The organism is Subtercola sp. YIM 133946 (assembly GCF_036553535.1).
Taxonomy (GTDB): domain Bacteria; phylum Actinomycetota; class Actinomycetes; order Actinomycetales; family Microbacteriaceae; genus Subtercola.
The window spans coordinates 70,168-83,827 of the sequence record NZ_JAZHPE010000013.1; the positions used below are offsets into that span (position 1 = coordinate 70,168).

13 protein-coding genes are annotated in these 13,660 nt (G+C 67.7%); 3 read left to right on the forward strand and 10 right to left on the reverse strand.

Going from position 1 to position 13,660, the window contains the following annotated elements; all coding sequences use genetic code 11:
- Position 1: 1 nt before the first annotated feature.
- Positions 2 to 502, reverse strand: a complete 501-nt coding sequence (locus V3W46_RS19605; protein WP_443069927.1) for a M15 family metallopeptidase — start codon at positions 500 to 502, stop codon at positions 2 to 4.
- 512 nt (positions 503 to 1,014) lie between these two features.
- Positions 1,015 to 1,890, reverse strand: coding sequence for an amidase domain-containing protein (locus tag V3W46_RS03515; RefSeq protein WP_331781710.1), 876 nt, complete (start codon positions 1,888 to 1,890; stop codon positions 1,015 to 1,017).
- Positions 1,891 to 2,063: 173 nt separating this feature from the next.
- Between V3W46_RS03515 and V3W46_RS03520 the strand changes: the two genes are divergently transcribed.
- Positions 2,064 to 3,968, forward strand: a complete 1,905-nt coding sequence (locus V3W46_RS03520; RefSeq protein WP_443069917.1) for an MDR family MFS transporter — start codon at positions 2,064 to 2,066, stop codon at positions 3,966 to 3,968.
- Here V3W46_RS03520 and V3W46_RS03525 read toward each other — a convergent pair.
- Positions 3,884 to 4,861 (reverse strand): Fic/DOC family protein, encoded by a 978-nt coding sequence (locus tag V3W46_RS03525; RefSeq protein WP_331781711.1) that lies wholly within the window; start codon positions 4,859 to 4,861, stop codon positions 3,884 to 3,886. The genes V3W46_RS03520 and V3W46_RS03525 overlap by 85 nt on opposite strands.
- Before the next feature lie 98 nt (positions 4,862 to 4,959).
- Positions 4,960 to 5,976 carry a DNA-methyltransferase gene (locus tag V3W46_RS03530; protein ID WP_443069918.1) on the reverse strand — a complete coding sequence of 339 codons (1,017 nt, stop codon included), beginning with the start codon at positions 5,974 to 5,976 and terminating at the stop codon, positions 4,960 to 4,962.
- Positions 5,977 to 6,044: 68 nt separating this feature from the next.
- On the opposite strand from V3W46_RS03530, the gene V3W46_RS03535 reads away from it, so the two are divergent.
- Both V3W46_RS03535 and V3W46_RS03540 read left to right on the forward strand, forming a co-directional pair.
- Complete coding sequence (locus V3W46_RS03535) at positions 6,045 to 6,332, forward strand: GNAT family N-acetyltransferase (protein WP_331781712.1); 288 nt, start codon at positions 6,045 to 6,047, stop codon at positions 6,330 to 6,332.
- Between the two features lie 63 nt (positions 6,333 to 6,395).
- A complete protein-coding gene (locus tag V3W46_RS03540; RefSeq protein WP_331781713.1) occupies positions 6,396 to 6,815 on the forward strand; it encodes a VOC family protein in 420 nt (139 codons plus the stop codon).
- Between the two features lie 5 nt (positions 6,816 to 6,820).
- On the opposite strand, the gene V3W46_RS03545 is transcribed toward V3W46_RS03540, so the two are convergent.
- The 6 genes from V3W46_RS03545 to V3W46_RS03570 all read right to left on the reverse strand — a co-directional run bounded on the left by V3W46_RS03545 (position 6,821) and on the right by V3W46_RS03570 (position 13,648).
- On the reverse strand, positions 6,821 to 7,870 hold the full coding sequence (locus V3W46_RS03545) for a lipoate--protein ligase family protein (protein ID WP_331781714.1): 1,050 nt from the start codon (positions 7,868 to 7,870) through the stop codon (positions 6,821 to 6,823).
- 138 nt (positions 7,871 to 8,008) lie between these two features.
- A complete protein-coding gene (locus tag V3W46_RS03550; RefSeq protein WP_331781715.1) occupies positions 8,009 to 8,869 on the reverse strand; it encodes an alpha/beta hydrolase in 861 nt (286 codons plus the stop codon).
- A 233-nt stretch (positions 8,870 to 9,102) separates the two neighbouring features.
- Positions 9,103 to 9,948, reverse strand: a complete 846-nt coding sequence (locus V3W46_RS03555; protein WP_331781716.1) for a transglutaminase family protein — start codon at positions 9,946 to 9,948, stop codon at positions 9,103 to 9,105.
- Positions 9,945 to 10,877 carry an alpha-E domain-containing protein gene (locus V3W46_RS03560; RefSeq protein ID WP_331781717.1) on the reverse strand — a complete coding sequence of 311 codons (933 nt, stop codon included), beginning with the start codon at positions 10,875 to 10,877 and terminating at the stop codon, positions 9,945 to 9,947. Before V3W46_RS03560 ends, V3W46_RS03555 begins: the two co-directional genes overlap by 4 nt.
- Positions 10,871 to 12,658 carry a circularly permuted type 2 ATP-grasp protein gene (locus V3W46_RS03565; RefSeq protein ID WP_331781718.1) on the reverse strand — a complete coding sequence of 596 codons (1,788 nt, stop codon included), beginning with the start codon at positions 12,656 to 12,658 and terminating at the stop codon, positions 10,871 to 10,873. The genes V3W46_RS03560 and V3W46_RS03565 overlap by 7 nt, the downstream gene beginning before the upstream one ends.
- A gap of 87 nt (positions 12,659 to 12,745) precedes the next feature.
- Complete coding sequence (locus V3W46_RS03570; RefSeq protein WP_331781719.1) at positions 12,746 to 13,648, reverse strand: hypothetical protein; 903 nt, start codon at positions 13,646 to 13,648, stop codon at positions 12,746 to 12,748.
- Positions 13,649 to 13,660: the final 12 nt, after the last annotated feature.

Consider the following 13,660-nt stretch of genomic DNA (forward strand, 5'->3'; position numbering starts at 1 on the left):
CTCAGCCCGCGTAGTCGGGCGCCGGGGGCAGACCGAAGAACTCCTCGAGCGTCTCCACCCCCGTGGTGTGCATCTCGGTCGCGAGGTCGACCCCGACGTACCTGAAGTGCCACGGCTCGTATTCGTACCCCGTCACGGCGGTCTTGTCGGCCGGATAGCGCAGAATGAATCCGAACCGGTAGGCGTTCGCCGCCAGCCACTGCCCGGCGCCCGTGTTCGCGAAGCACAGGCCGTCGGTCGAGCAGCCGCTGGTCGTATCGAGAATGTCCATGGCGAGCCCGGTCTGGTGCTCGCTGAAGCCGGGGCGCGCGCTGGTCAGGTCGGCCCCGGCCACTCCGTCGAGATTGACGTAGTAGTTGTACGCCTTGACCTGCACGCCGTAGTCGCGGTACCCGCTCTGCGCCACCAGCTGGGTGCCGATCTCAGCCTTGGCCGCCCCGAACATCGTGTGCATGGCGTCTTCGGCGTCGCCACGCATCTGGTACCCATTGGGGTTCGGCATGTCGCCGGGCAGGTCGACGAGGTTCTGCGGCACGAAGTCTGCCGCGTCGGGAATCGGCCGCAGCTTGTTCACCACGAACCAGATGCTGTTCGGGTCGTCGATCGAGTGCGCCGACTTGTCGAACCCGGCCGGCGTCGCCGCCGCCGCAGCAGACGGCGAGGCACTCGCCCCCGCGCCAGCACCGGCACCGGCACCGGCACCAGCACCAGCACCAGCGGATGCCGCACCCCCGCCCGCGCCCGAATCCCCCGGCGCCCCCGACGGCGACGCAGAGGCAGAAGGGGCCGGCGACGGCCCCGTCACGGCGGCCAGCTCGTGCGGACCGAGAAACTTCACGGCGACCACGGTCACCCCCACCAGCAGCGCGACCACGATGACGATCAGCGACGAGGCCACCACTCGCCGCGCGCGCAGTCGTGCCCGGTCATCCGGAGGCTGCTGGGGAGTCGACACCCGCCAAGTGTAAAGGAGCCCACCCGTCGAGCAAGCTCAGTTGTAAGGCGACGCCTCGCTCAGGCGATGCTGTAGAAGTGCGCCGTGCCCCCGGGGTTGTCAACCGTTATCGCGGTGTCGAGGTCGCGGTACTGAGCGTCGACCGTGTGGCCGGCGAGCTTGATGGCGATGGTTCCGTCGGAGTTCGGTACCACCTTCGACACGATCATGGTGTGGTCGGGGCCGTTGTCGTTCTGCGGATCCCAGTCGAACATCACCACGTCGCCGATCTTCACCGAACCGCGATCGTTCAGCTCGTACCGCGTCGTGTCGGGGCGCGAGGCGAGGTAGTCGTCCATCTCGGTGCCCCGAATCCAGCTGTAGCTGTAGTCGCCCGAGCTCACGTAGTCGCTGTACCAGTCGGCGTTCTGCGCCCAGCCGCGGGCCACCAGCGTCTGATTCACGAAGTTGCCGCAGTCGTTGTCGCTGAAGATGCCCCACTCGGCGAGGTTGTAGTTCTGCCAGTAGGTGAACGCATACTGCAGCTGCCTGTCGACCGGCGTGACCGCCTGGTACGAGAACTGTCTGCCCGTGTCGATGGTGGTTCCGTCTGACTGCGTGAGCGTGATCGGGGCGTTCGCAGGCTGGTAGTCGACGGCCGGGGGCGTGACGAAGCCGATCGTGGTGTCGTCGACGAGGGCGACGGATGTTGCGGGGTTGGCTCCGATCGTCACCGCCACGGTGTCGGCGAGCATCGTTCCGGTGAGGCGAACCTCGGTGCCGCCCATGAGGGAGCCGATGGCGATACTCGCGGCCGTCACCTGCGGCCCCGCAGCGATCGTGGGGGTCGGCGTGGTCTGACTCTCGCCCTGGGCGCTGAGGGCCGCGCAGCCGGCCAGGGCCATCAGGCCCGATCCGGCGGCCAGGGCCAGGAATGCTCGACGGGTGGCTATCACTGATTCAGATCACCACACGAAGCTATGCGTTCGATATGCGCGAGGTGGGAAGGGCGTACATGCGGCGGCGCAACCGGCTTGCACCGAGGTTTCGCCGGGTGTAACTTTGCAGTCTCCGCAAACTTTTTTCTCGGGCATCCCGTGTGCCCGCCTGTGCCACGTCAGGAACCCCCATGTCACGCGCCTCCACCTCGGGCAAAGCCCGCGCCCAGCAGATCAAAGACGCCGGCGGTGTGATGACCCACCGCCAGATTCTGGTGATCGTCGTCGCCCTGATGGCCGGCATGTTCCTGGGCGCGCTCGACCAGACCATCGTCGGCACGTCGATGCGCACCATCTCTGACGACCTGCACGGGCTGAGCCTGCAGGCCTGGGTCACCACCGCCTACCTGATCATGTCGACCATCTCGACGCCGATCTACGGCAAGCTCTCCGACCTGTTCGGGCGGCGGCCGCTGTTCATCATCGCGATCACCATCTTCCTGGTGGGCTCGCTGCTCGCCGGCCTGTCGACATCGATGTACGAGCTCGCCGTGTTCCGCGGCCTTCAGGGGCTGGGCGCCGGCGGCCTGATGGCGCTGCCGCTGGCCATCATGGGCGACATGCTCGCACCGCGCGAGCGGGCCAAGTACCAGGGCTACTTTCTCGCCACCTTCGGCATCGCGAGCGTCATCGGCCCGCTGCTCGGCGGCCTGCTGGCTGGCAGCCCCGAGATTCTCTTCATCACCGGCTGGCGCTGGGTCTTCCTGATCAACCTGCCGATCGGCATCGTCGCGCTGGCGGTCGTGATGAAGTTCCTTCACCTGCCGCACACGAAGCGCGACCGGGTGCGCATCGACTGGTTCGGTGCCGCCGCCGTCATCCTTGCTCTTGTGCCGCTGCTGCTGATCGCCGAGCAGGGCCGCGACTGGGGCTGGGGTTCGGGCGGGGCGTGGCTGTGCTACGTGCTGTCGTTCGTGGGCATCGTCGCGTTCATCCTCATCGAGCGTGCAATGGGCGACGACGCGCTGATTCCGCTGAAGCTGTTCAAGTCATCGACGTTCTCGGTGGCGACGGTGCTGGGCGTTCTGGTGGGCTTCGGCATGTTCGGCGCCCTGCTGACGATTCCGCTCTACCTGCAGATCGTGAAGGGTGCGACGCCCACCGAGTCGGGCTTCCTGATGCTGCCGATGATTCTCGGGCTGATGATCGCCTCGATCGTCTCGGGCCAGCTGATCGCGCGCACCGGCCGGTACAAGAAGTTCCCGGTGATCGGCACCGCCCTGATGGCGTGCGGCTTCTTCATGATGACCTTCCTGACGGTCGACAAGCAGCTGTGGTTCGTGATGATCGGCATGTTCATCATCGGCCTGGGTCTCGGCCAGATGATGCAGACCCTTACCATCGCCTCGCAGAACTCGGTGGGGCCGCGCGACATCGGCGTGGCGACGAGTTCGTCGACGTTCTTCCGCTCGATCGGCGGAACACTGGGCACGGCCGTGGTGTTCTCGTTCATCTTCTCGCGCCTGCCCGACACGGTCGCTGACGCGTTCTCATGGCCCTCGACGCAGGCCGGTCTCGCTGCTGCGGCGACCGACCCGGCCGTCACCGGCAACCCGGCGAACACGCAGGTGCTCGGCTGGATCCAGAACCAGGACATCGCGGCCATCGGCACGGCGCTGAACGGCGACACGGCGTTCCTGAATGTGATCGACCCGCGCCTGGCGTTCCCGTTCCTGGCCGGCTTCTCGTACGCGATCGCCGCCGTCTTCTGGATCACCCTGGCCGTCGTGCTGATCGCCTTCGTGCTCGCCCTCTTCTTGAAGGCACCGCCGTTGCGCGCCAAGTCGGCCATGCAGGAGGCGAGCGATCTGGATGCCCGCGACGACGTTCTGGCGGCCGAAGCCCTCGCGGCGGCCAACCTCGCGGGCGCGATGATCGAGCCCGGCACCTCGTCAGAGCAACCCGACACGGCCTCGGTCTCGGTCGACTCGATCGGCGCCGAGGCTCCGGGCTACTCCGGCGGAGCATCCGCCGGCGCCTCGGCGACACCGGAATCGGGCGCGACTCCACGCGCTTCCGGCCCGCGCCACGGCTGACTCCTGACGCTGCGCTCGCTCTCGGCAGCGGCGAGCGCAGCCTCGAGGGTGCGGGTCAGCGTCGTGTGTCGACCCGTTGCTTGATAGTTGTACCAGGCGTGCACCATGACGTCACGAAGAGGTGTACCCATCAGGAAATCTGCCGGGTCGATGCGGAAACCGATGGAATTCTGGTATTGCACCGAGAACGCCGTCATGGCGCGTGAGTTGCCATCCCGGAATGGATGGATCGACTGGATCTCACCCCCCGATTCCGAGATGCGATCAAGACGCTCTGTTCGAGGCATGCTCTCGCGCCTGGCGAGATCGTGGAGTTGAGCGAATTGGATCGACGCAGCCTCAGCGATGTCGGGGCCCGGGTAGTACGAATATTTCACGAGCGCCGCGGCGGGGTCTCCGGGCCCATAATTGACGGTGTCGGGGGCGTATCTGATCATCGGCGTCTCAGGCCCGACTCTCTCGGTGCCGGCCCAACTGTAGATGTCGTGAAAGATCCGGCCGTGGATGCGCTTGAGGTGGTCGTAGTCGAGTTCGCCCTGAACCGGGTGCATCGCGAGCTCGACCAGTCGCACCCGCGAGATCTCGAGCTCGAGCTGGCGGAATTGCGTAGGGTCTTCGATCCCGAGGGGATGATCGTCATCGATGAGCCTGTTTCGCAACGTCATCGAGCCGGGAATCTCGTAGTCGTCGTAGTGGGCGATGACGAAGTTGGCTGGCGGAGCAATACGAGCACCGAATCGAGCTGCCGTTCGCGTGACAGCCGCGTCTGCTGACACCGTGCCCTCGGCGACTGACTGCAGAATCGTCTGCTGAACGACATCACCGACGTCGACGTTCAGCAACGCGAGATTCGCGTTGGCGAAGTCAAGGGCCCATTTCGCTTCAGCGTCCACCACAACCCCCCATTCGTGCCCCAACGCAAACCTAGCGCGCAAATGATGATGCTCGTATGCCCCAGTAGGGGTGGAGCCACGTCGCGGGCGGTGTCTTGTCAGCCGCGCGTACCGCGGTGTGTGGACTGCCTGCGTGTGAACGCGGCACCCGGCAGGCGGCGGCGCATGACGGCGATCGCCTCAGGGTTCTGGTCGACGAGGAGAAAGCGGCGGCCGAGTGCCGACGCGACGGCGCCCGTGGTGCCGCTGCCGGCGAAGAAGTCGAGCACGAGGTCGCCCTCGCGTGACGAGGCCTGCACGATGCGGCGCAGTACCCCTTCGGGCTTCTGGGTGGGGTACCCCGTCTTCTCGCGGCCGGTCGGCGACACGATCGTGTGCCACCACACGTCGGTCGGCAGCTTTCCGCGCGCGGCACGCTCGGGTGTCACCAGGCCGGGCGCCATGTAGGGCTCGCGGTCGACGGCCTGGGAGTCGAAGTAGTACGCCTCGGGGTTCTTCACGTAGACCAGAATCGTGTCGTGCTTCGTCGGCCAGCGCGACTTCGACTTGGCGCCGTAGTCGTAGGCCCAGATGATCTCGTTCAAGAAGCTCTCACGGCCGAACAGCGCGTCGAGCAGCACCTTCGCGTAGTGCGCCTCGCGGTAGTCGAGGTGCAGGTAGAGCGTTCCGTCGTCGGCGAGCAGGCGCCAGGCCTCGAGCAGCCGGGGTTCGAGAAACTCCCAGTAGTTCTCGAACACGTCGTCGTAGCGCAGCAGGTCGCCCTTGATGCGGTCGTAGCTGTTGCCCTTGAAACCGGTGATGCTACCGGTGCCGGCGGATGCGCGAACCGCCGTCGTACCCTGGCGCCGCTGCACGCGGCCGGTGTTGAACGGCGGGTCGAGGTAGATCAGAGTGACCGAGCCCGAGGCGAGGGTGGGCAGAACGTCGAGGTTGTCGGCCTCGACGATGCGGCCGCCGTGACCGGGCTGCCGGGCATCCGGACCCGACCCCGGAGCCGAGCCCGGAGCCGCCGGAGCCGCCGGAGCCGCTGAATCCGCTGCTGGCGCCGCCCCCACAACCAGCCCCGCGCCCCCGGCCGGGGCGTCGGCGTCGGGCTTCGGCGGCATAGCAGGCATGCTCTCATTGTGACAGCCCCGCGAATGTGGCTGCACCGAGGCGCCGCCGAGCGTACTGTCGTTGCATCATGAGTACCGAGATTGAGAACCGGCACGACCAGAACCGTTATGTGCTGCTGGTCGACGGCGAAGAGGCAGGGCTGATCGACTACCAGCTGCGGGGTGACGCCATCGTGCTGGTGCACACCGAGGTCGACCCGACGCAGCGGCTGCAGGGGCTGGCCGGCGAGCTGGTTAAGGGTGCGCTCGACGACATCCGCACCACGACGTCGCTGAAGGTGGTGGCGCAGTGCCCGTTCGCCGCGCACTGGATCGACGAGCATCCCGAGTACCAGGAGCTGCTCGAGCGCGGCTGATGCAGGGTGCCTGAACACCCGGCTCGTGCTTGAATGGGGCCATCGCACAGAAAGTGAGCAATCATGGCGACCACCAGCCTGTTCGTCACCCTGCCCGTGAACGACATCGACGCATCCACGTCGTTCTACACCGCGCTGGGATACACCCTGAACCCGCTGTACTCCGGTGAGAACAGCGCCTGCGTCGTGCTTTCAGACTCGCTCTACATCATGCTGGGGTCGAAGTCGCACGTCGCCGCGCTCACCGACAGAGAGCTGCTCGACCCCGGGTCGCAGGTACAGGTGCTGCACGCCCTGGAGGTGGAGAGCCGTGAAGAGGTCGATGATCTGGCCGACAAGGCGGCCGCCGCCGGTGGGGTCGCCCTCGAACCGCAGGACTTCGGCTTCATGTACGCACGCGACATCCACGACCCCGACGGCCACGGCTGGCAGCTCACCTGGATGGACCCGGCGGCTGCCGAGACCGGGACGCCCGACGAATAGAAGGGTCAGGGAACGCGCTCGAGCCACTCCCGCGTGCCGAACTTCTCCTCGACGAGGCGCTCGGCCTTCGCGTACTCGTCGTCGGTGACGTCACCCGGCGTCGCGCCGTACAGCGACGTGAAGGTCGCCATCATTCGCTCGATGATCTCCTGCCGCGACAGGCCCGTCTGGCTGCGCAGCGGGTCGACCCGCTTGGCGGCCGACTTGGTGCCCTTGTCGCTCATCTTCTCGCGGCCGATGCGCAGCACCTGCACCATCTTCTCGCCGTCGATGTCGTAGCTCATGGTGACGTGGTGCAGCACGGCACCGTTGCCGAGCCGCTTCTGCGCGGCGCCGCCGATCTTGCCGCTCGGGCTCGAGATGTCGTTCAGCGGAACGTACGACGCGTCGATACCGAGCGACTTCAACGCCACCAGCACCCACTCGTCGAGAAACGCGTACGAGTCGGCGAAACTCAGGCCCTGCACGAGATCGGCCGGTGCGTAGATCGAATACGTGACGACCGAGCCGGCCTCCATGAACATCGCCCCGCCGCCGCTGACTCGGCGCACCACATCGAAGCCGAACTTCGCCGCGTTCTCGGGGTCGACCTCATTCTTCAGCGACTGGAAGCTGCCGATGACGACGGCTGGCTCATCCCACTCCCAGATGCGCAGCGTCGGCTGCCGGCGCCCCTCGCCGACCTCGACCGCCAGCACCTCGTCGAGGGCCATCTGCATCACGGGCGGCACGGCCTTCGAGTGGATGATCTGCCAGTCGTAGTCGCGCCAGCTCGTCGCCTTGGCGAGCGAACGCCGGATGGCCACCGCGACCCCCTCGGCCGAGAAGCCGAGCAGGGTGGCGTCTTTCGGCAGCGCCGCCTTGATCGCAGCCGCGATGGTGGCCGCCTCGCTGTCGGCGGCGAGGCCGTTCACCGCCTGGTTGATGTCGTCGAGCGCGCTGTCGGGCTCGAGAAAGAAGTCGCCGGCCAGCCGGAAGTTCGCCAGCGCCCCGTCGACCACATCGAGATCGACCACGACGAGCTTGCCCCCGGGCACCTTGTATTCACCATGCATGCCTCCAGCCTACGGCCGCCCCACCCCGCGCCGCCCTTCCCCGCCCCTGCCTCCGTGGGATGCCGGGTTTTCGCAGACGCACGCTATGGGCACGCAATTCGTGCTTCTGCGCAGAACGGATGACCGCTCGGTGCCGGGTCAGCGGGAGGTGGGGAGCACCAGGCGGTGGTCGAGCCAGGCGATCAGGTCGCCCACGACCTCGTCACGGTTCGTCTCGAGCAGAACCTCGTGCCGGGCATCCGGGTACACCTTCACCGTGACGTCGTGCAGCTGCGCCCTCCGGTACGCGCCGGCCAGCTTCAGCACGCTCTTCTCGCCGCCCAGAATGTCGTCGGAGCCCGCCAGAATCAGCACGGGTAGGTCGGTGGCGTAGCTCTTCGCCGGCCGACCGAACAACCGCAGCCCGTCGCGCACACCGAACAGCTTCAGCACCTTCGCCTCGAACATCAGCTCGTCGGCGACGGCGGCCTGCTGCACCTCGAGGTCGCGGCTCAGCCACTCGTAGCCGTGGCCGCTGCCTGCGCCGGCGGGGCGGTGCCGGCGGCTGAGGTCGCCGCCATCCATCGACCCGGGCATGCGGTACGCCGTGCCCGACAGCACGACGCCGGCGTACCCGGCCGATGACCGGTCGATGACCTTCTGCGCCATCAGGGAGCCCCAGCTGTGACCGAGCAGAACGACCGGCATGCCAGGGTTCTTCGACGTGATCAGCTCGGTGAACTGCCGGATGCTCGCCACCGTCGCCCGCAGGCCGCCGGGGCCGAGCCGGCCGAGCTTCGTGTGGTCGCCCGCGTACTGGTCGAGCCCGGTCTGGCCGTGCCCGCGGTGGTCGTTCGCGTAGACGCTGTAACCCGCGTCGTTCAGCTCGCGTGCGATCCGCTCGTAGCGGGTGGCGTGCTCGCCCAGCCCGTGCGAGATCTGCACGATGCCGCGCGGCCTCTCGACGCTCCAGACGTAGTACGTGATCGACACGCCGGATTCATCGATGAAGGTTGGCACGCCCCCATTCTGCCCCCGCGCGCCCCTGCCGGCCATCAGGTGGGCCCGAAGTGCGACCGCGGCGTCTCGACGGTCGCAGGTGCGCCTCACACGATGGGCGCCTCCGGGGGGGCGCCTCCGGGGAGGGACGGGGGCGGGGAGGGACGGGCCGGGCGGGCGTTGCACGGGCGGGGTTTCGATACGCCCTGCGGGCTACTCAACCAGCGGGGGGGGCGGAGGCGGGCGGGTGGAGCTCAGGCCTCGCGGGTGATCTCCACCTTGACGAACAGACGCGAGCCGAACGGCCCGGCGTACACCCCGCGCAACGGCGCCACGTCGTTGTAGTCACGGCCGCGGCCGACAGTGACGTGGCGGTCACCGATGTCGATCTGGTTGGTGGGGTCGAATCCGCGCCACTCACCGCAGAACCACTCCACCCACGCGTGAGACTCGCCCGTGACCGTCTCGCCGACGGGAGCCGAGGGCTTCGGGTGCAGGTAGCCCGATACATACCGGGCCGGGATGCCCACCGAGCGAAGGGCGCCGAGGGCGATGTGCGTGATGTCCTGGCAGACGCCCTTCTTCTCCACCCACGCCTCGCGTGCGTTGGTGTGCACGCCCGTCACTCCGGTCATGTATTCGACCTGGCGGCCGATCTCGGTACAGATCTCGAGCGCCGCCTCGCAGGGGTTGTTGAACCCGTTGGCGATGTCGGCCGCGAGCGCGGCGACCTCTGCGGGCGGCTCGGTCAGCCGGGTCTGCTTGATCTGTTCGACCGTGGCGGTGATTCTGCCCGCGGCCTCGCCCAGATCATCCCAGCTCAGATTGTGGGCCGGATGCTCGCGGGGCCGCACCTCGATGAGCGAGTTCGCCGTGAGTGACAGCTCGGCGTGCGGCGTCAGCACCTCGAACGACGACACCCGGGTGCCCCAGTAGTCGAGGTAGGTGTGCTTGGACGAGATGGGGGTGATGTCGAGGTTCGACGAGAGCACGAACTGCCCTTCGCTCGACACGGGCAGCATGCGCGCCTCGTTGTACGACGCGGCGACCTCGCCCTCGTAGCGGTAGCCGGTGACGTGCCGGATTCGCAGTCGGCTCATACGTGCTCACCCACCCAGCTCGGGGCGGCGTTGGTCGGGAAGTAGCGCTGCCGAATCAGCTCCGAGGCCTCGCTGGTGGCGTCTTGCACCAGGTCCATCTGGTGCGGCAGGTCGTGCAGAATGTCCATGATCGGTCGGTACTCCAGTTGGCTGCGAATCTGGCCGAGCAGCCGCTGCGCGTTATCGGTCACCGCGAGCCGGGTGTTTCGAGGTTCGATGTCGCGCAGACTCTGCTCGGCCCGGGTCACCGAGAACAGGATGGAGCGCGGAAAGAGCCGGTCGAGCAGCAGAAACTCGGCCGCGTTGCGGGCGCTCGGCACACCGCGGTAGGTGCGCAGGTACGACTCGTACGCCCCGCACGAACGCAGGATCGTCGTCCACGACGGCCCGCTCGCCTCGGTGAGGCTGCGGGTGGCCAGCAGGCGGGCGGTCATGTCGGCGCGTTCGAGCGAACGGCCGAGGGTGAAGAAGTGCCACGCCTCGTCGCGTGATGCGGCCGACTCCTGGATGCCCACAGCCAGCGCCGAACGTTCGCGCACCCAGGCGAAGAACTCGTGCGTCTTCTCGACCGCGATCTTGCGCGGCATGCGGGCGCGCGTGGTGTTCAGGCACTCCCAGAGCTCGGTCGACACGATCTCGCGGGCGCGGCGGGCGTTCTCGCGGGCGGCCCCGAGCGAGTAGGCGATGGAGGCGGGCTGCGTGCGGTCGACCGCGAGAATCGCCAGCACGTCGGCGCGGGTCAGTTCGTGATCATCCGGTGGTATCTCGCTGCCCATCACCGCGAGCAGCGAGCGGCAGGCCAGGTTCTCCTCGATCCACGGGTCTTCGAGCAGCAGCTGCAGGTGCACGTCGAGAATGCGCGCGGTGCCGTCACTGCGTTCGATGTAGCGGCCGATCCAGAACAGGCTCTCGGCGATGCGGCTCAGCATGCGTCTGATCCCTTCGGGGCCGCGGGCTGGATGTTCGGGGTGAGCGGCTCGCCGAGCGACAGCGACAGCGGCTCGCGCGGCAGCGGCTCGCGCCTCAGCGCCCGGCGGGCATCCGGAGCCGGAGCGCCCTGCTGTTGCTGCTGCTCCTGCTGGTCGTGGTGCGAGCGCGGCTTGTCGTAGGGCGAATGGTCGGGCACGTGTTTGCCGACGATCGGGATGGCCTGAGTGTTGGCGGCCTGGTCGGCCACCAGCCCCTGAATGTTCTGCGCGATCACGGCCGTGCCGTCGACGGGCGAGAACCCGCCGGCGAAGCCCACCACCCAGGTGTCTTTCGAGCCGCCGCCCTGCGACGAGTTCACCACGAGCTCGCCTTCGGGCAGCGCGACGCGGGTCAGTCCGCCGGGCAGCACCCATACGTCGTTGCCGTCGTTCACCGCGAACGGCCGCAGGTCGGCGTGCCGCGGGCGCATGCCGTCTTCGACCAGGGTCGGGATGGTCGACAGCTGTATCACCGGCTGCGCTATCCAGCCCCTGGGGTCTTTGATGAGCCGTTTTCGCAGCGCCTCGAGCTCTTTCGGCGAGGCGGCCGGCCCCACCACGAGCCCCTTGCCGCCCGACCCGTCGACCGGCTTCACCACGAGCTCGTCGAGCCGGTCGAGTACCTCTTCGAGCGCCCCCGGATCTTCGAGGCGCCAGGTGTCGACGTTCGCGATCAGCGGCTCTTCGCCGAGGTAGTACCTGATCAGGTCGGGCAGGTAGGTGTAGACGAGCTTGTCGTCGGCGACCCCGTTGCCCACCGCATTGGCGATGGTGACGTTGCCGAGGCGCGCGGCGAGCAGGATGCCCGGCGATCCCAGCATTGAATCGGCCCTGAACTGCAACGGGTCGAGATACTCGTCGTCGACACGGCGGTAGATCACGTCGACGCGCGTGGGGCCGGCGGTGGTGCGCATCCATACCCGCCCACCCGAGCAGAACAGGTCGCGGCCCTCGACGAGCTCGATGCCCATCAGCCGGGCCAGGAGGGTGTGCTCGAAGTAGGCCGAGTTGTAGACGCCGGGGGTCAGCACGACCACGTTCGGGTCTTCGACTCCCTCGGGGGCGGCCGCACGAAGCGCCTGCAGCAGCTTGTTCGGGTAGTCGCCCACGGGCCGCACGCGCATGCTCACGAAGAGTTCGGGCAGGGTCTGGGCCATGACGCGGCGGTTCGAGATGACGTAGCTGACGCCCGACGGTACCCGCACGTTGTCTTCGAGAACGCGCCAGCCGCCCTTCTCGTCGCGAATGAGGTCGATGCCGGAGACCTGGATGCGCACACCGTTCGCCGACACGATTCCGGCGGCCTCGCGGTGGAAGTGGCTCGACGAGCTGACCAGCCCGGCCGGGATCACGCCGTCGCGGATGGCGTTCTGCGAGCCGTAGATGTCAGAGAGAAAGGCCTCGAGCGCGAGCACCCGCTGCTTGATGCCCTTCTCGACGCCCACCCACTCTTTCTGCTCGATGACGCGGGGCACGGCGTCGAGCGGAAAGGGCCGCTCTTCGCCGGCGAAGTCGAACGTGACGCCCTGGGCGAGGTACGAGCTGGCGAGGGCATCGGTGCGACCGCGCAGTTCCTCCTGCGTCATCCTGGCGAGGGCGTTGTAGATGTCTTTGTACGCGGCGCGCGCTTCGACCGGTGACGACGAGTCGGGTTCGGGAAACATCTCGTCGTAGGCACTGGCGCCCTTGATCGGCTTTCGGGGCAGGAGTGTGGCGCCATAGCCGGCGAACAGGTCAACCATGGTGCGAGCCTAGGCCCACCGTGTTGCCGGGGTGTTTCTTGACTGTTGCGTGGCGTCTGGTCACGCAGCACACGCCGCGATCAGGCTCTACGCGCTGGCCTCGACGTTCGTCGCCGCGTCGACGACCGCCTGGTTGCCGCCGCTCGGATCGACTTCGTATGCCTTCAGCGCCTTCGCCTCGGCACGCACGTCGACATCGGCCGCCGTCGCCACCGCGATGATGTCGGTGTTCGTGATCTGCGAGATGCCGACCTCGAGATCGTTCGCGTAGGTGTTGATGGCCGCGATGATCTTGGCCGGGTTGCCGTCGGCCCGCTTCACGGTGTTCACGAAGTCGGCGCGGGTCGTCTGCTCGTCGAGTACAGCGCAGGCCTGGGCCTTCGTCTGCGGTGCCGACGGATCGCTGCCCACCTCGGCCCCGCACGCGTCGGCGAGCAGGTTGAGGGCGGCCTGGGTCTGGTAGGCGTTCTCTGAGAGGTCGTCGGTGCCGATGCTCGGATCGGCGAGGTAGCGGTTCAGCGCCGTGGTCTCGGCGTCGAGCCCCTCCATCACGCCGGAGACGAGCCCGCTGATCTGAGTGCTGGTGACGCTGGGCAGCGCCCCGTCGAGCGCGGCCGAGGCCCCGGAGACCACGGTCTTCGCCGCCTGCGGGTCGGCGCCCGGATCGTTCAGTGCGGCGGCGAAGTCGGTCTGGTCGACGGTGTCGAGCGCGTTCGCGACCGTCGTGCACGACGTGGTCACCGACTGCTGCGTCGCCGAGCCCGGAGCGGAGCCGCCCGCCGAGCCGCCGGCCGCACCGGAGGGAGCCGATGTCGCCGGCACGATCGCGAGCGACGAAGGCAGGCCGTGCGCCATCAGAGACGGAACGAGCGCGACGACGAGCGCGAGGGCGGCGACCGTCAGGGCGCCGGCGACAGCGACACAGCCCGCGACGGCGATGGAGACGATGGCTAGGGCGTTCGTCGGGCGGGAGGGCGGAGATTCGGTCATGACCAATTATGG